Raw genomic sequence first — 26231 nt, forward strand, 5'->3', positions numbered from 1 at the left:
GGGGCCTTGGAAGCCGACCGTCTCCGGCGGACTGGCGGTCGGGCCTAGGCGGCGGACTGCTGCGAACTCCCGGCCCGGGCGCCTGTCCTCGCGGCGCAGAGAACGAGGCTCACCCTCAGAGCCGAACTCAACGCCACCCACCGGGCCAGCCGGGATGCTCATGCAACCCTGCGACCCCCGGACTGATCAAGCGCTGGAGTCTCTTACATGACGCGCTTCGGCTTTCGCGGTCCGTGCTCCGACGAGTGAACGGTCCGCGTCAGTTTGGCGTCCGTTTTGTCCGTCTCTCCTGATAGCTAACCGTACACTCGCGAGATCACCCCAGCTTCGGAAGACGCCAGCCGAGATCCCAATCTGGCTCCTACGGACGTAGGCGGCTCATGACCGCGCCGACGTCGTCGACCTCCTCGAGACGCATCACGCGATCAGCCACCCACTCGGCGTCCTCCGGGCTGACGACTCCAGCGGCGTTGTAGCGGAACTTTTCGATGATCTCGTCGTTCGTCATGAACGTCGTTGGATCCGGTGAGGGATTTCCCTTGGGGTACTTGCGCTCACCGGTGAACGTGGTTCCGCGCGCCGCGATCTCAATTCGAGCGGGTCGGGCGGCCGGGTCGGCAGACACGGCCGAAGCCCAGTCGGGGTGCGATTTCCACACAACCCTTGACATCAGACCCAAGACCGACGGGTCGTACACGTTTCCTGGCTTCTGCCATTCCTTTCCTGGCGGCACCAGGTGGGCAGCCATCGAAAGCCCGTGCGCGAAACTGAACTGGGCGTCGTACGGCCGCTCTATGTTCTGGTTCATGAACGTGGGCATGCCAGACACCCACTCCTCGCCGTAGGCGGTCAGCACCTCGATCTCGTCCGGCTTCAGATCATTGGTCCTCACAACATCGATCAACGCGTCCAACAGCGGGTGTGTGACCCGGCAATGTGGATAAGGCTTGAAGAACGATGCTGCCGGGTACCCCCACTCGGAGCCGAGACCGGTGGTGAGCTGAGAAGGTTCCCAGCGTCTCGTTCCTATGAAGCGTGGGTAGCCGAACTCCGCGTCGTCGAGGATGAGCTTATCGCCGCGGTGACCAAACTCGGCCATGTACGCCGCCTGGAGTGCATTCATGACTTGCCCGCCGGGCATCAGGTTGTACTTGACGGTCGTCGTCGGTATATGCATGAGCCAGGCACGGTGAGCGTTCACTGGCGAGGTACTGCCCGCGATACCCAACGCATCGGCTACCCGGTCCTGACGCATCGACTTCATGATCGTCGCCGCCGCAGTTACCCCGAACACCGTGCTGGCGTAGCCGAGGACCGGAGACGTGTCTGCCTTGCCGTCCTTGACGTCGCGGTTCCGATCCATTGCGCGTGCAAGCCGGAATGACATCTCGTGGCACACCGCAAGGGCGGACATGACTTGCCCGCCGGTGCTTCCCCGGGTTTCACCGAGAGCTAGGACAATGGGCACCACATACGGCGCTACGTGACCGGGAAGAGATACCGGATGAAGATCAAGAGCGCTGATGAGCTCAGCGTTCGCATAGGCGGCACCGTGCACAGACGTCCGCTCACCTAAACCGATGATCGTCGCTTCGTCGCGAGAACTCCCCAGGATCCGACCGTAGTCGATGCCCGCTCGCCCGGTCGAGAGGTCGGCCGATGCCAGGGCACACCCGATCGCATCGAGCAGGACCCTCTTTGTCTCCTCGGCGACCACCGTCGGCAAGTCCTCCAATCGCGTGTTGGCGGCGAACGCAGCAAACCGCTCGATGTGGGTCTCTGACACTGGTCACGCTCCTGGTAGGCCGTACCCCACGGACTCAATAACGAACCCAGAGGCTGGTGGGTGACACATGATGACGTAGCCGACTCAGGTCGAGTGGAGGCTGAACTCCATGACGCGGCTCATGCACTCAGTCGCACGATGCGGGTCGGTGTAGGTCGGCACGCCCGCCTGTAGCAGGGAGGCGCGTGCCCGTCCGCTCCCCCCGGTCCAGGCGACGAGGAACGGCTTGCTCGTCGCTCGATGCGCCTTGGTCAGAGTGGCGACGATCTCCTCGGAGCCCCTGTCGGCGTTGCCCAGGAGCACGAGCACTGCGTCAGTGTCCCCGTTGTCGCTGACCACGCGCAGGGTCCGCTCCAGCAGCGACAGGTCGTTAATCATCGCGCCAGTGACATCGATGGGGTTCGCGGTCGAGCCGAAGTACGGCAGCTCGGCGGCGAGCGCAGCCCTGTCCTGCTCGTTCGCCCACGTATCGACCTCCACTCCGAGCTCGACGGCACGGTCGGCGGCCAGTGCGCCACCCCCACCGCTGAGAGTCACGATGGTCAGTCTGCGACCAGCGGCACGGCGGCCCTCGACGAGTGCGAGAGCGGAATCGGCCATTGCTTCCATGCTCGGTACGCGCAGTGCCCCGTGTGCGGCCAGTACGGCGTCGAATGCGGCGTCGTCGCCCGCAACGCTGGCGGTGTGTGCCGCCACCGCACGCGCACCCGCAGGTGTGCGGCCCGACTTCAGCAGGATCAGCGGCTTGCCGCTGTGCCTCGCGGCCGACGCGAGAGCGGCGAGCGCGTCCAGGTCCGGGCATCCTTCGATGTGGCCCATGAGGACCTGGACGTCGGGAGCCTCGACCAACGAGGAGAGCACCTCCGTCACTGTGACGTCCGATTCGTTGCCCGTGTTGGCGAGGTAGGTGACGCCGAGTCCGAGGGCGTTCATCGTGCTGTAGGTGAACGTGCCCACAGCGCCGCTCTGAGACACCAGCGCGATCGGCGAGACGGGTCGATCACCGTTCTCGTCGAATGCGGTAGAGAACGTGGCGAAAGCGCGGTCCGTCACACCGAACGACCCGAGGCAGTTAGGTCCCACGATCCGCATCCCACTGCTGCGAGCAATCGCGCTGATCTCCGCCTGCTGCGGCGCCCCCTTCTCGCCGATCTCGGCGAAACCGGAAGCGAAGATGATCGCCGCGCCGACTCCCGTCTTGGAGCACTCCCGGATCGCGTCAACGACAGCGGGCGCTGGGACCACGACGATCGCCAAGTCGACGGGCCCCGGGAGGTCAGCCAAATCGGCGTACGCCCGCATACCCTGGACTTCCGTCCGTTGCGGGTTGATCGCGTAGATCTGCCCGCCGAACCCGAACCTCTTGAGGTAGTCGAGCGGGCGGCCGGACAGCTTGTCGGGGTCGGACGACGCCCCGTACACGACGATGCTGCGGGGCCGGAAAAGCAGGTCGGCGACCGACCGGGTCATGAGAACGCTTCTGTGCGGAAGGACGGCGTCCGACGCTCGCGGTGCGACGCCACTCCCTCACGGACGTCGGGACCGCCGAAGCCGAGGAACTCCAGGCCCAGGGACGCGTCGAACAGTGGGCCCTGCTGCCGGTACCACTGGTTCATCGAGTACTTCGTCCAACGAATCGCCTCCTGAGCGCCGCCGCTCAGCTGCCCCGCGAGGTCCCTCGCGGTGTCCAGAAGCGCCTCGGGCTCGACGGCCAGCGACACCAGGCCGACCCGCTCCGCCTCCTCACCGGAAATCTCCCGGCATGTCAACAAGAGGTATTTCGCCTTCGCCATACCGCACAACAACGGCCAAACCATGGCCGCGTGGTCGCCGGCAGCGACGCCCAGTCGGGTGTGGCCGTCGATGATCCGGCTGTTTTTCGCCGCGATCGAGATGTCGGCCATGAGCGCGACAACGAGACCCGCACCGACGGCCGGGCCGTGGATCGCCGAGATTATTGGCTTGGAGCAGTTGATGAGGTTGTAGAAGAGGTCGCGCGATTCGCGCATGACACGCATCCGGACGTCGTAGTCCTCGATCTGGGCATCGATCAGATCGAAGCTGCCACCGGCAGAGAACGCCTTGCCAGCACCGCGGACGACGACCGCCCGGACCTCAGGGTCCCGGTCGACGACCGGCCAGAGCGCCGGGATCTCAGAATGCGTCTTCTCGTCGACCGCGTTGAGATTCGGCCCGTCGAAGACGACCTCGAGAACGCCCGGCTGGTTACGCTCGAAGGTGAGTCGGGTGAACTGCTGATAAGGATCGGTCACGACCCGTCCTTTCCTATGGTGTGGGCGACCCCAGGATCGCCCACGATTTGCCATTCACACACGACCCGATGGAAATCGACCTCGTCCGCCGCCGGCACGCCGACTGGCCGGGCAGGCGTCCGACTGAAGCGCGGCGTAGGGGCCGGGTGCAGCACCCCGCCGATCTTCCGGAAGAGACCCCGGGTCACGTTGTGGGCGGCGGTGGCCGCCTCCTCGAAGTCCAAGACCGGGGTAACGCAGGAGTCGGTGCCCTGGTAAACCTGTGACCAGGCGTCGCGGGTTCGGGCCGCTATGGCGTCGGAGATCAACTGCCGAAGCAGCGGCCATTGGGCCGTGTCATGCTGATCCGGCCAGTCGGAGACGTCGATGCCCAGCCCCTTGACAAACTCCCGGTAGAAGTCCGGTTCCAAGGCGCCCACGGCGAGGTACTTTCCGTCGGCGCACCGGTACGTGTCGTAGAAAGGCGCGCCGGTGTCGAGATGGTTCGTGCCCGGCTCGTCGGTCCACACGCCGGCGGCTCGCAGACCCTGGATCCGGGCCGACAGCAGCGCCACACCGTCAATCATGGCCGCGTCGACGACCTGGCCCTCCCCTGATGTCCGGGACGCCAAGAGGGCACAGACGATCCCCAGCGCGGCGAAGGTGCCACCGCCTGCGTAGTCGCCGAGCAGGTTCATCGGCGGGTGCGGCGCTTCCCCTTGGCGCCGCAGCGCGTGCAGCACGCCGGACTGTGCGACGTAGTTGATGTCGTGCCCGGCGTCGAGCGAGAGCGGGCCGGTCTGGCCGTAACCGGTGAGTCGGGCGTAGACGAGAGGTGGGTTACGTGAGAGCAGCACCTCGGGACCGAGCCCGAGCCTCTCGGTGACGCCCGGGCGAAAGCCCTCCACAAAGACGTCCGCGTGGTCGACGAGTTCGAGCACCGCGTTCCGGCCGGCCTTGCTCTTCAGGTCGAGCGCGATCGTGTCGACACCGCGATTTGCGATGTCGTGCTCCGGTCGCATCGACTCGACCTGGCTCACGACGCGCCCGGGCTGGCTCACCGGCCGGGTAATCCGCACGACCTGGGCGCCCATATCCGCGAGCAGCATGGACGCGAACGGGGTCGGTCCCATGCCAGCCAGGACCAGAACACGCACGCCCGTCAGCGGCCCGTTCGTCTGCTCCACCGTCATTCCGCCCTTCGACTCGGCTCTGGGCCACTCACGTCGTCCGTTCGAAGATCGCGGTCAGACCCTGGCCGCCGCCGATGCACATTGTCTCGAGCGCGTACTGTTGCTCGCGCCGATCGAGCTCACGCAGCAACGTGGCCAGAATCCGCACCCCTGTGGCTCCGACTGGGTGACCCAGCGAGATGCCAGAGCCGTTGACGTTGAGCCGGTCGAAGTCAGAATCGGTCAGACCCCAGGTGGTGGTCACGGCCAGGACCTGGGCTGCGAAGGCCTCGTTCAGCTCGATGAGGTCGATGTCCGACAGCCGCAGCCCGGCGCGTCGCAGCGCGACCTCGGTGGACGGCACGGGACCAATTCCCATCCGGGCGGGCTCGACACCGGCGGCGCCCCAGGTGACGAGTCGCGCGAGAGGACGGATACCCAACTCGTCGGCCCGCTCACGGGTTGTGACTATGCAGGCTGCGGCGCCGTCGTTCTGGCCGCTGGCGTTCCCGGCGGTCACGGTGGCCTCGGTGTCGAGCCGCTGCCGGATTGGGCGCAGTCGGGCGAGCGCCTCAAGGGTGATGTCGGGCCGCGGGTGCTCGTCGGTGTCGATCACGGTCTCCCCATGCCGAGTCACGACGGTGACGGGCACAATTTCGTCTTTGAACCTTCCCTCGGTGTGGGCCGCGACGGCTCGGCGGTGCGACGTCAACGCGAGGTCATCCTGCGCCGCGCGCGTGATACCGAACTCCTGGCGGAGGTTCTCCGCGGTCTCGAGCATCCCGCCCGGTACCGGGTGTTGTCGGCCGCCAGAGGTGATCCTGCCACGCGCGATGCGGTCAGACAGCTGCGTCGAATCCCCCTTGAACCCGAAGCGCAACCCGAGGGCGTAGTGCTCCGCCTGGCTCATGCTTTCCGCACCGCCGGCAAGCACGAGGTCGCAGATGCCGGTCTGGACGCGCATCGCTGCGTCGATGACGGCCTGCAGACCTGAGCCACACCGACGGTCTAGCTGCAAGCCGGGAACAGTGACCGGCAGACCGGCGTCGAGCGCCGCGATCCGGCCGATCGCTGGAGCCTCGCCGTTGGGGTAGCACTGCCCAAAGATGACCTCGTCGACGTCAGCGCCGGTGAGGCCCGCACGCCGTACCAACTCGGTCACGACGCCCGCGGCCAACTCGGCTGCTGGCACGTCCTTGAACACGCCGCCGTACCGTCCGACCGGCGTCCGCACAGGCTCACAGACGACTACGTCGCGCATCGCATCCTCCTCCCTGCTCTTTCTACGGCGAGTGTTTCTGCTGACAGGTCTTTCTCCCGGCTGGACGGCCAGATCCTGCGGCCGCCGGTCCAGTCGAGCACCGGGCCGCCGCCGTACAAGGCCAGGCGGACGCCGTCGCCGACGACCTCGGCGCTCACCCGCGCCGTAGTCCGCCAACCTTCACCGCGCCGGACCGCGCCCAGCCGGCGCCCGGCGTTGCCGAACTCGTTGAGCAACTCCGCCACACAGCGGGGTCCGGCGCCTTGCCGGACGCCGCTTGGACGCGACCGATGGGGCGAATGTTGTCAGCCACGGCGCTGGTACGACCTCCGCCTCCTTGATCGCGAAGATCTCAGGTTTGTGGCGAGCGTCATGTCGGTCTCAACTAAGCCAAGCCAGACGGCGTTGCACGGCACCCCGCAAGCTGACACCCAGATCGTTTGAAGCTCTCCATGCTCGTCCTCGACATCAGCGACCACGACCTTGGCTCGTCCGCTCGAGGAACGCTTTGGCCACCGACCGGTCAATGCCCTGATCAGCACCTGTCACGATAGCGGCCAGGCCGTCGAGCCGGCCGCACCCTGGAGACCCCGCTCGACGTCGTCAGTACGACTTCGGGAGGCCGAGAACCTTGGTAGATATGTAGTTGAGCACCATTTCCTGCGAGACCGGGGCGACCTTGAGAAGCCGCGACTCCCGCCAGAAACGCTCGACGTGGTACTCCTTCGAGTATGAGTAGCCACCGAGCGTCTGCATGGCCCGGTCGCACGCCTCGAAGCCGGCCTCGCTCCCGAGGAACTTCGCGGCGTTCGCCTCCGGCCCGCAGGGCTGGTGGTTGTCGAAGAGCGCGGCGGCTTTCATTGCCACCTGCTCGGCTGCCATGAGGCGGATCCACGAGTCGGCCAGCGGGTGCGCGACAGCCTGGTTCTTGCCGATTGGGCGGTCAAAGACCACACGCTCGTTGGCGTACCTGGTGGCAATCTCGAGGGCGGCACGGCCCAGACCGATCTGCTCGGCCGACACGACGATGCGCTCGGGGTTGAGCCCGTCCAGCAGGTAGTAGAAGCCCTTGCCCACTTCACCGACGACCTCGTCGTCCGCGACCTCCAGGTTGTCGATGAACAGCTCGTTGGAGTCGACGCAGGAGCGGCCCAGCTTCTCGATCTCCCGAACTGTGATCCGCTCTCGGTCGAGGTCGGTGAAGAACAAGGTCATGCCATCTAGCGGCGTCTCGTCGGTGCGAGGCGACGTGCGGGCGAGGATGAGGATCCGGTGGGCGTTCTGGGCGTTCGTGATCCAGACTTTCTGGCCGTTGATCACCCAGCCGCCGTCCGCCCTGGTCGCCTTCGTGGTGATTCGGGAGGTGTCGACGCCCGCGGTTGGTTCGGTGATGCCGAATGCCATGAGCAGCTCTCCGGCGGCAACCTTTGGCAGGTACTTCCGCTTCATTTGCTCCGAGCCGTGCCGGATAATCGGGCCGGGCGGGAAGATGTAGAAGTGGATGGCTGAGGCCCCGCTGGTGCCCGCACCGGACGCGGCCACCTCGTGCAGCATGACCGCCGACTCGGTGAGCCCGAGGCCGAGACCGCCGTACGCCTCCGGGATCATCGCTCCCAACCAACCGCCTTCGGCGAACGCCTGGACGAACTCCCACGGATATTCGGCGTTCTTGTCCTTCCTGCGCCAGTACTCCAGGTCGAAACGCCGAGCCAGGTCGCGGGTGGTTTTGCGGATCAGCTCCAGGTCGTCGGCGTCACTCGTCATCGCTCAGCTCCTGCTCCTTGTTGGGCGGGGACGTCTTCCAAGGGGGTGCTCGGGTCCAACGCGGTCATGTCACCGGTCGGCTCTCCCAGGTGACGTGCTCGGATCGCGCGCCGCATGATCTTTCCGTTCTTGGTCTTTGGGAGGCTGGGCACGACGTGGATCTTCGGCGCGAACGACTTGCCCACGTTGTGCACCGCCAAGGCGACCAGGTCGTCGTAGTCAGCGTCACCGTCACGAAGCACGACGAAGGCGACGACACGCTGCCCGCGTTGGTCGTCGGGGATGCCAACGACGGCGGCCTCGCTGATCCGGCTGTCCCGGAGTAGCGCGGCCTCAATTTCGGCTGGTCCGACGCGGCGGCCGGAGACCTTGATGACGTCGTCGGAACGCCCGTGGATCCGCCACGTCCCGTGGACGTCGACGCTGGCCAGGTCGCCGTGCTGCCACACGTCGGGCCAGCGCCGCCAGTACGTTTCGAGGTAGCGCTCGCGGTCGTGCCAGAAGGCGTGCGTCATGCCCGGCCAGCAGTTGCGCACCGCGAGCTCGCCGATCTTGCCCACGATGGGCTGGCCGGACTCGTCGAGCACGGTCACGTCCATGCCTGGCAGAGGCCCGTTGAAGGACGCCGGCTCACTCGGGAGAAATGGGTAGCTCACCAGGATGCCGCCTCCGGTCTCGGTCCCGCCGCTGTAGTTGACGATCGGGCGGCGGCCCTCACCCACGGTCTCGAAGAGCCATCGCCAGGTCGGCTCGTCCCATGCTTCCCCGGTAGACGCGAAGGCGCGGACGCGCGCGAGCCCGGCGGTGTCGCCGGCGCCCACAGCCTTCACCGCACGCGCAGCGGTCGGCGCGACGCCCAGGATCGTCACGCCGTGGCGGCCTGCGATCTGCCACAGCCGATCAGGCGTCGGATACGTCGGTACACCCTCGATCATGACGACCGTCGCACCCAGCTGCAGCCCACCCATGAGAAGGAGGGGGCCGAGCATCCACCCCATGTCCGCGATCCAGGCGACGACGTCGTCGTCGTGCATGTCGAAGCCGTAGGCGAAGTCGACGGCTGCCTTGACCAAGAACCCGGCGTGCGAGTGGACGATGCCCTTCGGAGCGCCGGTGGTACCCGACGTATAGATGATTGTCAGCGGGTCGTTCGCGTCCGCGTCGACGGTCTCGACGGCTGGGGGGTCGCTGTCGAGCTCGTCCCAGAACAGGTCACGGCCGTCCTGCATCGCGACCTTGTTGTCGAGGTGACGCACGACGACCACGTTGCGCACGGAGGCAGCGGACTCGAGCGCCTCGTCCGCCGTCGCCTTGAGCAAGACCGGCTTGCCGCGGCGGGTGGTCCCGTCGGCGGTCAGCAGTACGACCGCCCCAGAGGCCCGCAGGCGCATCGCGAGGGCCTCGGCGCCGTACCCGGTGAAGGCCGGCACGCTGAGGGCCCCAATCATGGCGCAGGCTAGGAACGCTATGGTCGCCTCGGGCACCACTGGCAGGAAGAGCACCACCCGGTCTCCTCGGCCAACGCCCAACTGGACAAGGTTGGCCGCGAACCGACGTACCTGCGCGTCCAGCTCTGCGTACGTCAGAGTCCGAACCTGCCCCGCGTCGCCCTCGTAGACGACCGCAGTCTGGCCGGCGTGCGCACCGGCGGCGTGTCGGTGCGAGCAGAGGCCGGCCACGTTGAGGGTGCCGCCGACAAACCAGCGCGGGAACGGCTTGCCTTCCCGGTCGTCCATAACCGCGTCGAACGGCGTCCCGAACGTGATGTCGAGGTCCTCGACGACGGCACGCCAGAACCACTCAGGGTCCTGCACCGACCGGGCGTGCAGACTTTCCATGGTCGTGAAACCCCAGCGGCGCATTGCACCTAAGAGCCGACTGCGCTCACGAATACTCTCCCCCGGGGTCCACACCACGTTCGCCGCGGAGCCGGAGAGATGGACAGTGGCCATGCGAACTCCTGCCAGAGGTTGGTCAGGCAGTGAAAAGGGTCACGCCGCCCGATCGACCGTGGAACGCTTCAGCATGAGACCCGCCCTGCGGGCGTCGCAGACGACCTCGTCGCGCTGATTGATGCCGTAGTGCCGGAAGTAGACGATCCCGGAGTCGTTGCGGCTCTTGGACTCGCGCTTGGACACGATCTCGGTACGCACCCGGATCGTGTCGCCGTGGAACACCGGCTTCGGGAACGAGACTTCCTGGAATCCGAGGTTTCCCAGCGTCGTGCCCTGCGTGGTGTCCGGTACGGTGATGCCGGTGACGAGCCCGAGTATGTAGAGGCTGTTTACTAGCCGCTGGCCGTAGATGCTGTTCCTGCTGTACTCGGCATCGAGATGTAGTGGCGCCAAGTTGAGAGTCATTGAGCAGAACAGGATGTTGTCCGTCTCGGTGACCGTACGCCGGGTAGGGTGCTCGATCTCGGCACCCTCTTCGAACTCCTCGTAGTAAAGGCCAGGCACGGTCTTTCCTTCCTCGTCAGCTGCGGGTTGGCGATGTCGCCAACCCGTGGGCGCCCTTCCGGTCGAGGAGCCGGTTGTTGTACGCGAGAACCTCACGGGCAGTCTTGATGTGTGCGTAGTCGACGTGCATGCCCTCGTAGCGGACGGCGGCCGCCCCGGTGGCCTCTGCCTTCTCAAAAGCGGAGATCATTCCTTCGTAGAACTCCACTTCGAACCGCGACGGGCTGAACACCTCGTTCGCGACCTCGACATGGGAAGGGTGGATCAGTACCTGGCCACGGAAGCCGAGATCGCGGTTCTGCTCCGAGAACCTCCGCGCACCTTCGGGGTCGGCCAGATCCTGCCAGACCCCGACGAGCGGGAACTCCAACCCCGCGGCACGCGCCGCGAGCACCGCCCGGCTCCGGAGGTAGAGGGTCTCCTGGCCGCTGGCTGTGAACTGAAAGCCGATCGACCTGGACACGTCCGCGTCCCTGGCAGTGCCCGCAAACAGCGCGGCGACGCGCGGTGACGCCGCGGCGATCTGCTCGCAGGAGGCATACGCCTCGGCCGTCTCCAGGTTGCAGATGAACTCGATCGCACCCGGCTCCAGTCCGTTCTTCCGCTCGAAGTGGGTCACGAGAGCGTCGAACCGGACGACGTCCTCCGGGCCAAAGATCTTCGGCAGGCTCAGGCCGTCGAGCCCCCCGACCGCGACGGCCTCGATGTCGTCACCCGACAGCCCGGTGTCCAACGCGTTGACCCGGACGTACACGCCTGCCATCGATCCGGACTGACGGAGCCGACCGATGGAGCGAACGACCTCGGCACGGGCATCAGCCTTGAGGCCCTCGGGAACCGAATCCTCCAAGTCGAGGATCAGTCCGTCGGCACCGCTGGCGACAGCCTTTTCTACCCATGTCCCTCGGTGGCCGGGGACGAACAGCAGTGAACGAAGCGGCCTCACGGTTACCTCCCGATGCGGGAACATACACTATATATCACGTATGAACAACGGCCTCGGCGTGAGAGACTGTCCGTCGAGGCGACTTCCCGCCCGTGGCCAGGCAGGTGCGGCGGACGGCAGCCGGCCGGTCGCAGCCCGCGATGAGAGGATCATATATTGTATAGTATGTGTCGGCTCGCTAGCGTCTTGGGTCGTTGACTCGTCGGCAGTAGGCGGCGAGGGTCTCAACGATCTCGTCCGCTCTTGGTCCAGATGAGTGGCTTGGAGTCCTTGTTCCAGGCGTTGCTCCACCCGCGGACGCCGGCCTCGAGCGCGACGACGGTGCGGTGGTGGCGCGACGCGGCCTGCGGTGGTCAGCTCGGCGAGCCAGCGTTCGACGGGGTTCATCCACGAGACCGAGGCGGGGATGAGGTGTAGGTGGAACCGCGGGCGGCGCAGCAGCCAGTTCTTCACCGTCGGGTCCTGTGGGTCGCGTAGTTGTCGAGGACCAGGTGCAGGGCGTAACCGGCGAGTGCCGAGGCGTCGATGAGTCGGAGGAACGGAGGAACTCCTGGTGGCGGTGGCGCCGGCAGTGCGGGGCGATCACCGACCCGGACGTCGGGCCGAGCGCGGCGAACTGGCTGGTCGTACCGTTACAGCCGTAGTTGTGCGTCGCCTGCTCCAGAGCCCGGCATCAGCGGCAGCACCGGTGCGATGCGGTCCAGCGCCTGGATCTGGATTTCCCCGTCGGCGCAGAGGACGGTCGCCTTCTCCGGCGAGTCGAGGTAGACCCCCACGACGTCGCGCACCTTCTCGACGAACTGGGGACCGATCAAGAGCTTCCACGTTTCGACCAGGCGCGGTTCAACATCCGCGGGACCGTCGACCGCAACACGTCCACGGCCTTCGCCATCGACCAGGTGGACCGGTGGGTGCACGGTCCGGCAGCGTCTGCTCCAGCGTCTTCGTGGTCACCTCGTGGACTTGGGCGTCGGTCTCCGGATGGCGGCAGGCCCGGCCGCGGCTCGTCCGGCGGGCCCTCCAACCGGTCGGCCGCGAACCTGGCCGCCACGTCACCACCGTCACCCCGGCCTGCCCGTTCGTCCCACCCGCGCACGCAGCCCAGCACGATCCGCGACCAAGTCGCCAACGCTCTGCGCCGTATCCGACGGTGCCCCCCAGCCCTCCAACACGTCCCGCTCCTCGTCGGAAAGCTCGATCGGCACGGCGCGCGATCCAGGCATACCCGCAGTCTGCGATCTACACAAGAAATAGCAGCTCAGAACGCTAGTGCCACAATGACAGCACACGACGGTTGAGCGAGGTCCACCGATGCAGCACAAACCTCTTCAGGACATCCGGATCCTCGAGATCGGCGGATACATCTCCACCCCGTACGCGACATCCCTCCTGTGCGCTCTAGGTGCGGAGATCGTCAAGGTTGAGAAGCCCGGTGGAGGGGACGATTTCCGTCGAACCCAGAACACCGACAGCAAGTTCTGGGTTCAATATAACGCGGGGAAGCGTAGTCTCGCCGTAGATCTCAAGCACCCCGACGGAATCGCCTTGGTCAAGGCACTCATCCCCCGGTTCGACGTGGTCATGGAGAACATGCGGCCAGGCAAAATGACGGGACTGGGATTAGGTCAGGCGGAATGCGCCCGACTTCGTCCCGATCTCGTCTACTCGTCCGTGACCGGGTTCGGCAGCGGGGGTCCGCTGGAACAGCGGCCCGCGTACGACACGATCGGTCAGGCAGTCGGCGGCCTGTACTCGGTGCTGAGCAACGCAGGGCAGGCCCAACTCGCAGGCACCTGTATGGCTGACCTGATCACGGGTCTTACCAACGCAGCGGGTGTGCTGGCCGCGCTCGTGGGGCGGGCCCGGACAGGATCGGGTCAGCACGTCGAGACGTCTCTGATGGAGGCTGTCAGCACGCTCACCGTCGACGCTCTCACGCAGTACTACGACGACGGCAAGACGGATCCGAGCCGACAGAGCCGCCACCCACAGGCGCAGAACTTCTGCCTCAAGACCGCTACGGGCGAGGACATCGCCGTCCACCTGTCCTCGTCGCAGAAGTTCTGGCTGGCCTTCTGCGACGCGATGGGCCGGCCGGACCTGGCCGAGGACGCGCGATTCACCACCTACGAGCGCCGTACCGACCACTACTTCGAGTTGGCCCACATCGTCGAGGCGGAGTTCCTCAAGAAGCCTGCGCTCCTGTGGGAGAAGCTGCTGTCCGCGAACGACGTACCGTTCGCTCCGGTCCTGACCATGGGCAGTTTCATCGCTCATCCGCAGACCGAGTGGTTGCAGCTCGTCGAACGAGAGCGCAACGGTCTTGCGCTGGTACGTCCCCCGTGGCGATTCGGCGGCGAACGCCCGGAGCGTTCGAGCAGTCCGCCACGGGTCGGCCAGGACACCCGGGACATCGCTGCCGAGGTGTACGACACGGAGCACGTCGAAGAGCTGTTGGCTGCCGGCGTCCTGTTCGCCGACGACTGAGCGCGCGGGAATCATGCGGCCGGACCAGCGTCCCCACGTCGGACGACACCCGCACGAAACCCACCTCGTCGTAGTACGGAGACCGCCGGACAGCCACGCGGCGATGCACGGGAGCAGTAGAACCTGTCGCGCCTGACGACCGGTGACGTCCTCCGGCGTGCTCGATGGCGGAGGACGCCGGAGCCGGCACCAAGGCCCGGCGCTCGTCTGCCGGGACGTGACGGCAATTCCGCTGGACGACGCGTCCCCACCCACGACGGCGACGCGCCGGTCAGGCAGCACCGAGTCGTGGCCCAAAGCCCTGAGGAGGACCGCATGAACGGAACGAACGTTCCGCCAGCCAGCCAGCCATGGTCGAACAAGACGGTCGTCATCACGGGGGGAACGAGCGGTACCGGCTTCCGCGCCGCTCAGCGGTTCCTCGACCGCGGCGCGAACGTGGTCGTCAACGGTCGTTCGCCCGAGCGAGGCCAGGCAGCGCTCGATGCGCTTCGGGAGCACTCTTCGAGAGTGGCGTTGAGCATCGCCGACTGCGCTGACCACACACAGGCGTCCCGGCTCGTCGAGGAGTCGGCCGCGGCTTTCGGCGGCATCGACGTCTTGGTCAGCGCGGGCGCATCGGGGAAGGGAGACCCCAAGCCGTTTGCCGACATGTCGCCGGACGAGGTCCGCGACGGGGTGATGACAAGGTTTCTGGCAAGGATGTACCCCGTGCATGCCGCCATCCCGCTACTACGTGCCCGGCCCGGTTCATGCGTCGTCATGCTCACCACGGACGCGGCCCGGCACGCCACTACCGGCGAGACCATGATCGGCGCATATGCCGCCGGAATCATCCAAACCACCAAGACGCTGGCAAGAGAACTCTCACGCGACCAGGTCCGCGTCAACGCCGTCGCCATGACCCTCACCGCCGGGACCCGGTCGTGGGACAGGATTTTCGCGACCGAGAGCTTTGAGAAACATCTCTTCGAGAAGGCGATATCACGGTTCCCGTTCGGGAAGGCACCCGATGCCGACGACGTGGCGAACGCGATCGTGTTCCTCGCGTCACCAGAGGCGGCCCAGATCACCGGACAGACCGTCAGCGTCAACGGCGGGCTCTCGTTCGGCGGCTGGTGAGCGGCCGCGCCGTCGAGCCTCACCCGAAAGGTTGTCGCCCCCTCTCCCGTCGGCAATCGTGTATCATGTATGAAACCTCCGCGAGGGCGATCGGCTCGACGACCCCAGTCGATGGATGCGTCGGCGACTCGCCCTGCTTGCCAGCTTCGTTCGCCCGACGCGCCTGGTACCCGCGCAGTCTGAACCGTCGCACTGCCTTGGCGGTGGGGAGAGCCCACCGTTCCGCGTGGTCGAGTTGGACGGAATGCCGACGAGCCGTGGTGCCTGAGTTCGCCCGTGATGCGGGAGACGCCTGTGACGATCGAAGGAGCGAATGTGTCCGAAGAAATCGTGCTCGAAAGACTGTTCGGCGTCCAGGGAAAGACCGTTCTGGTCACCGGTGGTAGTCGCGGCATCGGCCGAGCGATCGCCGAAGGGTTCGTCAAGGCGGGAGCTCGGGTCTACGTGTGCGGACGCAGCGCGGAGGCCTCGGACCTAGCGGCCAAAGAGCTGTCCGGCTACGGCGAGTGCCACTCCATTCCCGCTCACCTGGGAAGTGTCGCGGGCTGCCGTTCGCTGGCCGCCGGTCTCAGCCAACGTGAGTCCAAGCTCGACGTGCTCGTCAACAACGCCGGTTCCATCTGGGCCGAGAGCCTGGCCGACTACCCGGAGTCAGGCTGGGACAAGGTGTTCGACGTCAACGTGAAGGGTCCGTTCTTCCTCGTCCAAGCGCTGATGCCACTCATCGAGAGCGCGGCTTCGCCCGACGAGCCAGCCCGCATCATCAACATCGGTTCGATCGACGCCTTCCACGTACCGCACCACGAGACCTACGCCTACACCTCGTCCAAGGCCGCTACGCACCAACTCAGCCGCCATCTGGCGGCCCAGCTCGCGTCACGCCACATCACCGTGAACGTCATCGCCCCGGGCCTGTTCAGAAGCAAGATGCTTGCCGGGACCATCGAGACGCTCGGCGAGGAGGCCGTCCTCGCCTCCGTGCCGCTTAAGCGGTTCGCGAGGCCCTCCGACATGGCAGGAGCCGCCTTGTTCCTCGCCTCGACCGCGGGTTCCTTCGTCACTGGGGCGATAGTCCCTGTGGACGGCGGGCACGCGACGACCCTGTAGGGCGTCGAATCCAGGGACGAAGCTCGCCTCTACCTGGATTCACATGCCATGAGCCCGCGCCGCTGAAGGGGAGCCTCTATGGACGAACCGACCTTGCCTCCGAACTGCGAAGTCGTCGCCGACAGCGCCGACCGCGTCAGGGTGGCGGTGTGCTGACGACGAGATACGAGGCCCATGTGGAACCGGGTCACGTGATGCTGTTCGCCCGCAGCGTGGGCGACGTCGACCCGTGCTACGAGACCCAGCTCGGCGCGGAGCCGGGGACCGCCCTGGTCACTCCACCAACCTTCGTGGCTGCCCTCGACCATTTCGACCCGGCCGGAAAGACACGGCCCACGTTGCCGAGGAACGAACCGGGACACGGCGGCCGAACCGACACCGTCCATGCCGCGCAGTACTTCGACTATCTCGCACCGTTACGGGTCGGTGATCGAATCGTCGTGGCGACCTTCGCTGGCCAGGCCTGGACCAAGGAAGGAATGTCGGGAAAGCTCGAGTTCACCGAGACGGTGACCGAGTACCGCAACCAAGACGGCCACCTCCTCGTACGTGCCCGAAAGGTCAGCGTTCGGGTGAGTCCACCTAGTGAAGCTCGTGGCTAACATTAGCGACCAGACCGTCTCCGTCGGCGACGAATTCCGAGCACGGCTTGTGGAGAACCTCTCACGTGCCCACATCGCCCAGTACGCCGGCGCCTCGGGCGACTTCAACTCCGTGCACGTCGACGAGATCTTCGCCACGTTGGAGGCCGCCAGGCCCAGCGTGATCGCGCACGGCATGTTGACGATGGGTCTGACCGCTACCTTCGTTACCTCGATCGTGGGACACTGCGCCCTGCGTTCCTTCGGAGGTCGTTTCCTTGCTCCGGTGAGGCCAGGAGACACGCTCGAATGCCTGGCCACTGTCTGCGAGGTCGTCACCGAAGACGACGGCACGAGGAGAGTGTCGCTTCGCCTGGAGACCAGGTCAGCAACGGGCGTTCTGCTGTTCGCTGGTGAAGCGGAGGCGTGCGTGACATCGCGGTAGGCAGTACGCAGCACACCGCCTGCCGCCCACAGGCTCATGTCGCGGAACCGACCCCGACCTGTTCGGCGAACGTCCGAAGCTGGCGGAGGACGCCGCCGAGCTCCCGCTCGGCGAAGTCCAGGATCAGCGGATCGACGCCGGCCTCCCGGTAGGCGTCGACGGCTGCCCGAACCGCCGCGGGGTCGCCTTCGGTGCCGGGTCCCTCGATCCAACGGGTACCGGACACGTTCATTCATCCGCAGGCAAGCCCATTCCGCTATTTTAATCCACCTCGCCTGTGAATTAAATTCAATCACGGGACACTAGAGTGGAGCCAGTTTGTCTCTCACGACCGGGCGCCCATCATCAGAGAGGTGATTGTGCCCGTTTGTCGCCGCGATTGCTCCAGGCGCACATGGCCCCGCGAAGGATCACCGTGTCGCCCTGCCTCAGCAGGGTCTCCGCCTCCCTGCAGCACGATGTAGAGCTCTCCGGACACGATCGTTATGAGGTCGTCCATCTGGCGCACATGCGCTCCCGGGACCTCGGTGGCCGCCGCCGAGGTGCCGCTCACGCAGCCCAGGTGCCCAGAGAATCTCTGGTATCAAATGGCCTACCCATCACCCGAAATCCGTGGCCCGGCTCCAGGGACCGAGCGCCTCCTGGAGCCGGCCACTACGAACTTCTAGCCGCCGTACTCGACATGGAAGTCAGCCACGTTGGACGAGTCGATCGGGGTCATCCCGGTCTCAGATCCAGCCGGAACCGGTCCACCGTCATTCAGGATGACGCGAGGACCTTCCTCCCCGGCAAAGGCCCTGCGAAGGGCATCGGTGGCGGCATTGGCGGCATCGATCGGGTAGTTCGCCGTCGTCGCGGCGACCGTCCCAGCCTTGATTGCCTCGATGATGGGCGCGGAGCCGCCCCGGTCGTAGACCTTGATCTGGCCAGTCTTTCCCGCCTGCGCGATGGCAGTCAACGCGCCCTCGGTGATGTCCGAGTAGATCCCCATGAGCAACGTCGCATCCGGGTGCGCCAGGAGCAGCGACTGTGTCACCTGCTGACCTTTGAGGCGGGAGAAGTCGGTAGGCGCGATCGCCACGACCTTGAAATCCGGGTACTTGGCCTGGATCTCCGCCAGGGCGTTCTTATGCTGGAGGAAGGTCGGGTGGGTGTCCGGCCCCGTCACGACGATGACCTTCTGTGGGCCTGGGTTCTTCTTGACCACGTACTCATACCAGTCCACCAGGAAGTTGGTGCTGAGGTTGTCTACGATCGCCACCGTCCCCGGCGCCCAGTGATCCTGGGAACTCGGCTCCTTCTCCAAGCCGCACGCGGGGCCGGCCACCTGCACGACGGCGATGTTGGCAGCCGGCGCCTCCTTGGTCACGATGTTGCAGATGAGAGAACCGTCCACGGCGTCCACGATCCAGGCGTTGTACCTCCTGCTGGCCAACGCGTTCTGCAACTGGTTGAGTTGCTTCTGCGGATCGAACGCCGGGTCGAACATCGTAAACTCCGCACCCGGGATCGCCTCGATAGCCCGCTTCATGCTCGGGTTGATCACCGACATGTAGGCGTTGTTGCTACCGAAGGTGAAAAACGCGACCTTGGGCGGGCCGGTCACGGTGATGATCTTCCCGCCGCCGACGTCGATGGTCACTTTCTTACCGCTTCCAGGACTGGTGGCATCTGACGACCCACAGGCGCCGACGAGAAGCATCGTCGCTAATAACAGCATGAGCACCATCGATTTACGCCTCGCGGTCCCCGGCGATCGGATCATTGATTTACCTCTTTCTGTTCGGATTTCACTTCCGAGAAACAGCTTCGATAGCGCTGCAACAACCGGCGGCGCGGGCGAGACCTTTCAGCTGCTTCTCAGTCGGCAAATGCCGCCGCGAGCATACGGTCCACGCTGACGCCTTCCGGCCCGGCATCGATCTCCCCCACCAACCGTCCCCCGGAGAGCACAACGACGCGATCAGCAAGGACCGTGAGCTCCTCTAGCTCCGATGAGACGACGATGACGGTCGCTCCGTCGTTGGCGAAGGCCCGCAGGCTTTCCAGAACCGATGCCTTGGCTCCCACGTCTATGCCCCGCGTCGGCTCATCTGCTAGAAGAACCTTCGGCCTCGTCAACTGCCACCGAGCCAGAAGTACCTTCTGCTGGTTGCCCCCAGAAAGGTTCCGCACGGGTTGTTCGATGCGGCTCGGATCAAGCGAGTAGACCGTCACGAGGTCACCGACCTCTCGCGACATCTTCCTTCGGCGCACAAATCCCCACCGCGAGTAGCGCCTGAGGCTGGAGATGCCAACGTTCTCTCGCGAGCTCATATGAAGAAGGAGGCCCTGAACCTTACGGTCCTCTGGAATCAGTGCGATGCCCAGGTGGAGTGCCCGACGCACGGTCGTCGGCCAGTGCGTATGGCTACCATCGACAGTCAGCTCACCGGTGGCTGTCGGCTCGAGTCCGGCGATCGCGCGGAGCAACGTGGTGCGCCCAGATCCGACAAGGCCGGCAACGCCAAGAATTTCACCACGGCACGCCCGAATGGAGATTCCATCCAACACGCCCGGAACATGAAGGTCGTCGATGCGGACCATCTCCACATCACCAACGGGCTCGCCTGTCCGGTGGCTGGCCAGCAGATCGGGTGCAGCCTGTCCCAGCATCGCCCCAAGCAGGCGATCCCTGGTCCACTCGCCAACAGGGCCCGTAGCGACGGTCGCGCCGTTGCGGAAGACGGTAATCTCATCACAGATCGCGAGCACTTCGCCCAGGTTGTGGGACACCAGCACCATGGTGACCCCGTCGCTTCGGAGCTCACGCATGATGCGAAAGAGGTTTTCGCGCTCGGCCTGGACCAGAGACGCGGTTGGCTCATCCAGGAGAATGATTCGTGCGCCTGACTCCAATGCTCGCATGATTTCGAGCATCTGTTGATCTGCGACAGACAGGTCGCCCGCCCGGGCGTCCGCTGGAATAGATACGCCGACCCGACGGCAGAGCGCCTCGAACCGCGTTCTCACGGCGCCTTGTAGCACCACTCCACCGCGAGCGGGTGTCTGGCCCAGGTATACGTTGGCGCACGCCGTAAGCGTTGAGATGATCGTCAGCTCTTGATAGATCGCCGCCACGCCCAGTTTTCGCGCAGCTCTGGGCGTGATGCGTGTTACATCATGCCCGTCAAGGAGGATCTTCCCTGAATCCACCCATAGACGGCCGGCAATCGCCCCTAGGACGGTCGACTTGCCGGCTCCGTTTTCACCTACCAGCGCATGGATGGTCCCGCCACGGACGGTGAGATTGGCGCCCGCCAAGGCCGCGATCCCCCCAAACATCTTGCCCAGATCAGCCGCAGAGATGATGATGTCCTTGGTGGGCGCCGCGGTTCCGGTCATCTCTTTGCAACTCTTCTGCGGGGCAGCGCCGCACGTCCGAACATGTCGAAGCCGACTGCTGCGATGAGTACAGCCCCTTGTGCCATCAGTTGAACCGCGGTGGTCACCGCGAGGGAGTCGAAGAGGTTCGTCATGGTGGCGATGATTAGCAAGCCGACCACCGTGCGCCACATCGCTCCCTCACCGCCGCTGAGCGAGGTTCCACCGAGGATCACAATCGCAATAGTCAAGAGGGGCAGGGATGCACCCTGGTCGGCCTGTCCAGAACTGAGCTTGGAGGTGTCGATGGAACCAGCCACTGCCGCAAGCGCGCCTGTCAAGACGTACGTGGTGCACCGCACGGTATTTACGCGAAGACCAGCGAGACGGGCCGCCTCCCCGTTGCCGCCAACAGCACGGACGCTTTGACCGAAGGTCGTCCTCGAGAGCAAGATGCCCCCAGCCAGGAAGACCAACACCATCACAATCCCGCTGATCGGGACACCCAGGAACTGGCCCGCCCCAAGCCAATCGGAACCAGCCTCGGCCACCACGGGGTAGTTGTTGGAATAAATGAACCCAGCCCCTAGGAACAAGGAAGACGTGCCCAGGGTCGCCACGAACGGGTTGACCTTGAATCTTGTGATAATGAGACCGTTGATCAGCCCGGCCGCAATGCCAACGAGCGCGACGACGACCAGGTTGATTCCAAGCGAGAGGTGCGAGGTCATCTTCGCGAACGTAACCGCGCCGAGCCCGTAGATGGCTCCGACGGAGAGGTCGAACCCACCACCGATGATGACGAAGGTCATGCCGACCGCGATGATCGCTGCCGGGGCGTTCTGGGACATCATGTTACGAACGTTGTCGACGGTGAGGAACGTCGGGTAGAGGTTCTGGGCCACAATGACCAGCACCACCAGGACCCACAGCATCCCGCAGCGGAGCGCGAACGACGCGAACCTTCGTAAGAGACTGTCAGTTTCCACCTCATTCGCGGAATCCGGCGGGGAGGCTGCCGTTTCTACCGGATCGGGCGCGCGCACAGTCATTTTGTTCCTCCGGATTCACGCTTACAGGGCCCTTGATCGCTTCGCTCGATTTGGTGCGCACCGGTGCCATCGGCCTTGCTCTGAAGATCTCCTTGGCACGAACGGTTAGCACCAAACAGACTCGGAGGGTCCTGTCCGCGGATGGGTTGGTTCTCCGTAGATACGTTCCTCGTCGCATGGAGTTGGTGGAGGCGTCCGAGGGCGCGGCAGGGATCGGCGGCGGGAGTCTAGGAAGCCGGATTGGTGCGCACTTTTCGACGCCCGCTGCGGCGACACCACGGGTCAAGGGCTCGGGATCTTGTTAGGACGATCAACATGGCCCAAGTCAGGTGGGATGGACGCTGCGTGACACAATATTTTATATGATGCGTACCGTCAACGGTCTATGTTGTCCGATCTCCTGATCGCCGCTTGAATCCCGTGAGTCAGCTCGCGGCGCCGTGTTCAAGCTGACGGACAGTCGCCAGCATGAACCCGCAGGCAAGCAACGCAGACGCGGCCGAGATGCTCCAGGCCAAGGTGAAGGAACCATGGGCTGCGACGAAGCCGAACCCCAGCGGCCCGAGCAGAGCCCCCAGGAACGTGCCGGTCTGCATGTAGCTGGTCGCACCGGCCGGGTTCTCGGGATGAGTCGCCAGCGCCGCGTGGTGCACCAGCCCTGGCCATGCCCAGCCCAGCCCGAACGCCACGAGCGTGGCTACGAGCAGGACCGGGAAGGTGCCGCCGGTCGCCAGCCCGACCATGCCTATCGAGCCCCCGAGGAGCAGAAGCGCCGCGGCTCGCAGGTGCGTCAGGGGGTCAGGTGAGCGGTCAGAGAAGACACCCACAATGATCCTCGCCGTGATCGCCAACCAGCCGGACACCGCCAACAGCCCAGCCGCTCTGCCCGGGGGCTCGCCTTGAGCGATGAGGCCGTCGGCCAGGTACGGGGTCAGGACCGAGGACCCTGTACTGCCAAGCAATCCCCCCGCACCGAGAATCTTCAAGGACAGCCGTGGGCGGACCCTCCTGCGTGGGACCCGGACAGGACTCCTCGACGGAGGACCCGAGTCCAAGCCTCGAGAAGCCGCGACCACCACGACTCCCGCGGCGGCGCACATCCAGTACATATGCCGCCAGGAGAACCCCGACGACGCTGCCGCGTATGCCCCGGAAGCTGCTAGCGAAGCCGCGGCCGGCGCAGCTGCGGCCTTGATGCCGAAGGCCAGCCCCCACCGCCGATCAGGCACGACTCTGGTGATCAGAATGTTCAGCGAGGGCGTCACCGCGCCGTTGACCATCCCCCCGACCAGACAGGCTGCCAATAGAAGCGGCTTGACCTCCGCCACTCCCAACACGACGCAAACACCTGCCGAACACAACGTCCCGACGCGCGCCACGGCGCTCGCTGGGAACCTCACCACAAGCCATCCCCCCGCGCTGGCGAACAACGCCGAGCAGAGGAAGAACGACGAGAAGGCGACGCCGATGTCTGCCGTGCTCAGCTCGATGTCAGCACGCACTGCGAACGCGATCGGGCCTAGAGCCATCACAGGAATGGCGGTCAACGCTGCCACAATCCCCGGGAACATCAGCACCCACACGTGTTGCACACGAGAACCCGGCATACGCGGTGTCGACCATCGACGGAGGGAAGGGTCCGCCCTCCCCATCTGAACTGACTTCAAGCGGGCATCGACGGCACGGAGCCAGGTCGGTCCCCCGATCTGTGAGATGTCCGTTACGCGCATGCCGGCATGCGACTTGCGCCGGCGGTTAATGCCTATCAGGTTCGCCGTGATGGCCTCGACCTGGTGGGCATTGCGTGGCCGCCCCCCATGTACACCTCTCAGTGCTCATGAGCTGTCTCCATTGCAAAACCAACTTTCTATATATCATATATTTATTGTCGCCTATTTTGGGACAGGATTGGCCTGGCCTGGCGCGGGCCACCAAGACCCTTCCCTACCTGATCACGATCGGCGGTTGGCACGGCTGCGACCACACGCGCCCGGCCCGAGAGGGGGACATGGTCGTGCCCGCCATCGAGGTCTCGGCGGTCAGGGACCTGACGAACAGTCCGCCTGCCGCGGACCTGCGGGGGCTGGTCCGGGCCGGGACGACGGCGGCGATCGCGACGTACTGGACTGGCGCCCCTCGCCGTCCTCGGCTGAGTCGTCCAGGCACCGGACCTGCCGTCCGTCTACTTGAGCATTCGACCGGCGTCCACGACGAGCGTGGTACCGGTGACGTAGCGCGCCTCATCGGAGGCCAGGTATAGCACGGCGTTGCTGATGTCGTCGACGTCGACGTACGGAACAGGGATGGTATTCATCGTCCGCGCGATCGAGTCGGGAGCCTCCGCGTCGGCTCGGCCTGGATTCTCGACGTCAGGGAAGAAGAACTTCATCGTGGCGTCATTCTGCATCATGAAAGTGTCCACGTTGCCTGGGCACACCGCGTTGACACGTATGAACTTGTCGCCGAGCTCCAGGGCGAGGGTCTTCGCAAGCCCCACGACACCGAACTTGCTCACGTTGTAATGTCCGATGTTGGGAATCGCCTCCAGACCTCCGATCGACGCCGTTAAGATCACCGACCCGCCGCGTCCCTGAGCCAGGATGTGCGGAACGGTGGCCTTCATCGTGTTGAATGCTCCCGTCAGGTTGACATCGAGCTGCTCCTTCCACTCCTCGGGCGAGATGTCGAGGAGCTGACCGAAAGCGAGAACGCCAGCATTCGCCGCAACGATGTCGAGCCCGCCGAGCTCGGACACTGCTTCTGCCACGAAATCGTTCAGGCCTTCTGCGTCCCGAACGTCGACTTTGGCCGTGACGACACGGCGGTCAAGCTTCGCGATCAGCGCCGCAGTCTCGTTGAGCTCGTCCTCGGTTCCCAACGCGTACGGGACGGTGGGCAGGTCCGAGCAGATGTCCAGAGCGATGATGTCTGCTCCCTGCTCGGCAAGCCTCAGAGCATGGTTACGCCCCTGCCCCCGCGCGGCGCCAGTGACAAGTGCGATCTTGCCTTGGACACGGCCCATGATTTCCTCCATACGCATAGGTGGATTTGTGCTCAAGAAATGTCACTGCAGCGGCGTCCGCTGTCGACCTTGTCGCTAGCGAAGCGCGCCCATCTGCAGGCACGCCAGCACGACGGGCTTGTCGGGCGGTTGCTCCAGCTGTGCTTGGTGCCACGCGCGACGACAGAGTCGCCGGTCGGAGGAACGTCTCCCCTGTCTCGCCGACGGCCACCAGCTCACCGGAGATGATCGTGACAATGTCGATCGTGTCCGACTCGTGAAGGCCGGGTAGGCCAGTTACATCGTCTGTCAAGGCGTCGGCGTTACCCATCGACTCGAGCAGGGCGCGGTATTCCCCCGCTACAATCCCACCCGCTGTCGGGCGCCTTGGTCGTCACGCGGTGGACAAAACCGGTCTTCGCCGGGTTGAGCAGGACCCCCCCTGCCTTGTCGTGGCATCCCGGTCGAGAACCTCGACGGGCAGGCTCTCGACCTGCTAGATGTCACAGATTGTCATCCCGATGCTCTCCAGCCGGACTGACGTCGGCCTTCCTCACCTCGATCGCGGGACACGGCACACTGAGCTCCTTCGGCGGGCGCTTCCTTGCTCCAATGACGCCAGGGGACATGCTCGAATGCGTGGCGACGGTCCTGGAGCGTGCATTCGCGGCCGGTGGCGCGCTGAGGGTCTCACTTCGCCTGGAGACGAGGTCGGCAGCGGGCGTCCTGGTGTTGAACGGTGAAGCAGTAGCATTCGCGGACGACAAGTAGCCCATGACGCCGGGGCTCCACTCGGAGACCGAGGTGTCAGATTCGTCGTCAGCGCGTCGCTCCGCACTGCACGCAGACCAGCGTGCAGGGCTTATCAGTGCGGTTGCTCCAACTGTGCTTGGTGCCACGCGTGACAATAGAGTCGCCTGGCTTCAAAAGCGTCTCACCGCTCTCGGTGATCGCATAGAGTTCACCGGAGAGCAGGGTGACGATATCCACCGTGTCCGTCTCGTGGAGACCAGCGATGTCGCTTCCCTCGCCATCGCGCATCGCGTCAGCACCGCCCAATGCTTCGAGTGAGGCGGCGTACCCCGCGGCAGGGTCCCACTCGCTGTCGGGTGGGAAGGTGGTCACACGATAGACAAAGCCGGTCAAAGGCGGGTCGAGCAGCACCTCACCCGTCGACGCGTCGCCATCCATGACATTGACCGGTAACTTCTCGACCTGCCAGATGTCACAGATCGTGAATCCCTCAGTCGCGCGCCGGACGGGCGTAGGTCCGTCCGAGTCGAACGTCGACCTACCAGCTCCGTCAACACCCGTGACGACCCGACGAGCCTGTGCTTGAAGGTGTTCCCCTGCCATGTCGGCGCCTCTCTATCTACGGATGACAGTGACCGCCAAGGTGAGGCGCGTCACATGATGTAATATATGCTATATGG

The 26231-nt window shown here is 65.2% G+C and carries 22 protein-coding genes; 5 read left to right on the forward strand and 17 right to left on the reverse strand.

Annotation, left to right across the window (positions count from 1 at the left end):
- Nucleotides 1-361: 361 nt before the first annotated feature.
- The 10 genes from QOZ89_RS35695 to QOZ89_RS48415 all read right to left on the reverse strand — a co-directional run bounded on the left by QOZ89_RS35695 (nt 362) and on the right by QOZ89_RS48415 (nt 12455).
- Nucleotides 362-1786, reverse strand: a complete 1425-nt coding sequence (locus tag QOZ89_RS35695) for an MmgE/PrpD family protein (protein ID WP_071047683.1) — start codon at nt 1784-1786, stop codon at nt 362-364.
- 84 nt (nt 1787-1870) lie between these two features.
- Nucleotides 1871-3256, reverse strand: coding sequence for an acetate--CoA ligase family protein (locus QOZ89_RS35700; RefSeq protein WP_071047684.1), 1386 nt, complete (start codon nt 3254-3256; stop codon nt 1871-1873).
- Nucleotides 3253-4059, reverse strand: coding sequence for an enoyl-CoA hydratase/isomerase family protein (locus QOZ89_RS35705; RefSeq protein ID WP_071047685.1), 807 nt, complete (start codon nt 4057-4059; stop codon nt 3253-3255). The genes QOZ89_RS35700 and QOZ89_RS35705 overlap by 4 nt, the downstream gene beginning before the upstream one ends.
- Entirely contained in the window at nt 4056-5231 is a 1176-nt protein-coding gene (locus tag QOZ89_RS35710; protein ID WP_071047686.1) for a CaiB/BaiF CoA transferase family protein, read from the reverse strand. The genes QOZ89_RS35705 and QOZ89_RS35710 overlap by 4 nt, the downstream gene beginning before the upstream one ends.
- 28 nt (nt 5232-5259) lie before the next feature.
- A complete protein-coding gene (locus tag QOZ89_RS35715) occupies nt 5260-6471 on the reverse strand; it encodes an acetyl-CoA C-acetyltransferase (RefSeq protein WP_071047687.1) in 1212 nt (403 codons plus the stop codon).
- A 603-nt stretch (nt 6472-7074) separates the two neighbouring features.
- Nucleotides 7075-8235 carry an acyl-CoA dehydrogenase family protein gene (locus QOZ89_RS35720; protein ID WP_071047689.1) on the reverse strand — a complete coding sequence of 387 codons (1161 nt, stop codon included), beginning with the start codon at nt 8233-8235 and terminating at the stop codon, nt 7075-7077.
- Nucleotides 8232-10187: an AMP-binding protein gene (locus QOZ89_RS35725; protein WP_071047690.1), complete on the reverse strand. Its 1956-nt coding sequence runs from the start codon at nt 10185-10187 to the stop codon at nt 8232-8234. Before QOZ89_RS35725 ends, QOZ89_RS35720 begins: the two co-directional genes overlap by 4 nt.
- 39 nt (nt 10188-10226) lie before the next feature.
- Nucleotides 10227-10694: a MaoC family dehydratase gene (locus tag QOZ89_RS35730; protein WP_071047691.1), complete on the reverse strand. Its 468-nt coding sequence runs from the start codon at nt 10692-10694 to the stop codon at nt 10227-10229.
- Between the two features lie 16 nt (nt 10695-10710).
- On the reverse strand, nt 10711-11640 hold the full coding sequence (locus QOZ89_RS35735) for an HpcH/HpaI aldolase/citrate lyase family protein (protein WP_312628277.1): 930 nt from the start codon (nt 11638-11640) through the stop codon (nt 10711-10713).
- 632 nt (nt 11641-12272) lie between these two features.
- A complete protein-coding gene (locus QOZ89_RS48415; RefSeq protein ID WP_312628279.1) occupies nt 12273-12455 on the reverse strand; it encodes a hypothetical protein in 183 nt (60 codons plus the stop codon).
- A gap of 496 nt (nt 12456-12951) precedes the next feature.
- Here QOZ89_RS48415 and QOZ89_RS35745 point away from each other — a divergent pair, with 496 nt between their 5' ends.
- The 5 genes from QOZ89_RS35745 (at nt 12952) to QOZ89_RS35765 (ending at nt 17382) form a co-directional block, all read left to right on the forward strand.
- Entirely contained in the window at nt 12952-14127 is a 1176-nt protein-coding gene (locus tag QOZ89_RS35745) for a CaiB/BaiF CoA transferase family protein (RefSeq protein WP_071047693.1), read from the forward strand.
- Nucleotides 14128-14442: 315 nt separating this feature from the next.
- Nucleotides 14443-15249, forward strand: coding sequence for an SDR family NAD(P)-dependent oxidoreductase (locus QOZ89_RS35750; protein ID WP_071047694.1), 807 nt, complete (start codon nt 14443-14445; stop codon nt 15247-15249).
- A 315-nt stretch (nt 15250-15564) separates the two neighbouring features.
- Nucleotides 15565-16356, forward strand: coding sequence for an SDR family oxidoreductase (locus tag QOZ89_RS35755; protein WP_241841586.1), 792 nt, complete (start codon nt 15565-15567; stop codon nt 16354-16356).
- A gap of 149 nt (nt 16357-16505) precedes the next feature.
- Complete coding sequence (locus tag QOZ89_RS35760; RefSeq protein ID WP_131803837.1) at nt 16506-16958, forward strand: FAS1-like dehydratase domain-containing protein; 453 nt, start codon at nt 16506-16508, stop codon at nt 16956-16958.
- Nucleotides 16951-17382 carry a MaoC/PaaZ C-terminal domain-containing protein gene (locus QOZ89_RS35765; RefSeq protein WP_198543143.1) on the forward strand — a complete coding sequence of 144 codons (432 nt, stop codon included), beginning with the start codon at nt 16951-16953 and terminating at the stop codon, nt 17380-17382. The genes QOZ89_RS35760 and QOZ89_RS35765 overlap by 8 nt, the downstream gene beginning before the upstream one ends.
- Before the next feature lie 34 nt (nt 17383-17416).
- Here QOZ89_RS35765 and QOZ89_RS35770 read toward each other — a convergent pair whose 3' ends face one another.
- The 7 genes from QOZ89_RS35770 to QOZ89_RS35800 form a co-directional block, all read right to left on the reverse strand.
- Nucleotides 17417-17608, reverse strand: coding sequence for a hypothetical protein (locus QOZ89_RS35770; RefSeq protein WP_312628286.1), 192 nt, complete (start codon nt 17606-17608; stop codon nt 17417-17419).
- A gap of 438 nt (nt 17609-18046) precedes the next feature.
- A complete protein-coding gene (locus QOZ89_RS35775; RefSeq protein ID WP_157910446.1) occupies nt 18047-19111 on the reverse strand; it encodes a sugar ABC transporter substrate-binding protein in 1065 nt (354 codons plus the stop codon).
- A gap of 131 nt (nt 19112-19242) precedes the next feature.
- Nucleotides 19243-20766, reverse strand: coding sequence for a sugar ABC transporter ATP-binding protein (locus tag QOZ89_RS35780; RefSeq protein WP_071047697.1), 1524 nt, complete (start codon nt 20764-20766; stop codon nt 19243-19245).
- Nucleotides 20763-21797: an ABC transporter permease gene (locus tag QOZ89_RS35785; RefSeq protein WP_198543144.1), complete on the reverse strand. Its 1035-nt coding sequence runs from the start codon at nt 21795-21797 to the stop codon at nt 20763-20765. The genes QOZ89_RS35780 and QOZ89_RS35785 overlap by 4 nt, the downstream gene beginning before the upstream one ends.
- Nucleotides 21798-22222: 425 nt before the next feature.
- Nucleotides 22223-23380, reverse strand: coding sequence for an MFS transporter (locus QOZ89_RS35790; RefSeq protein ID WP_071047699.1), 1158 nt, complete (start codon nt 23378-23380; stop codon nt 22223-22225).
- Nucleotides 23381-23979: 599 nt separating this feature from the next.
- Nucleotides 23980-24819, reverse strand: a complete 840-nt coding sequence (locus QOZ89_RS35795; RefSeq protein WP_198543145.1) for a mycofactocin-coupled SDR family oxidoreductase — start codon at nt 24817-24819, stop codon at nt 23980-23982.
- Nucleotides 24820-25617: 798 nt separating this feature from the next.
- Nucleotides 25618-25989, reverse strand: coding sequence for a cupin domain-containing protein (locus QOZ89_RS35800; RefSeq protein ID WP_312628294.1), 372 nt, complete (start codon nt 25987-25989; stop codon nt 25618-25620).
- Nucleotides 25990-26231 lie beyond the last annotated feature (242 nt).

The organism is Pseudofrankia coriaricola (assembly GCF_032027725.1).
Taxonomy (GTDB): domain Bacteria; phylum Actinomycetota; class Actinomycetes; order Frankiales; family Frankiaceae; genus Pseudofrankia.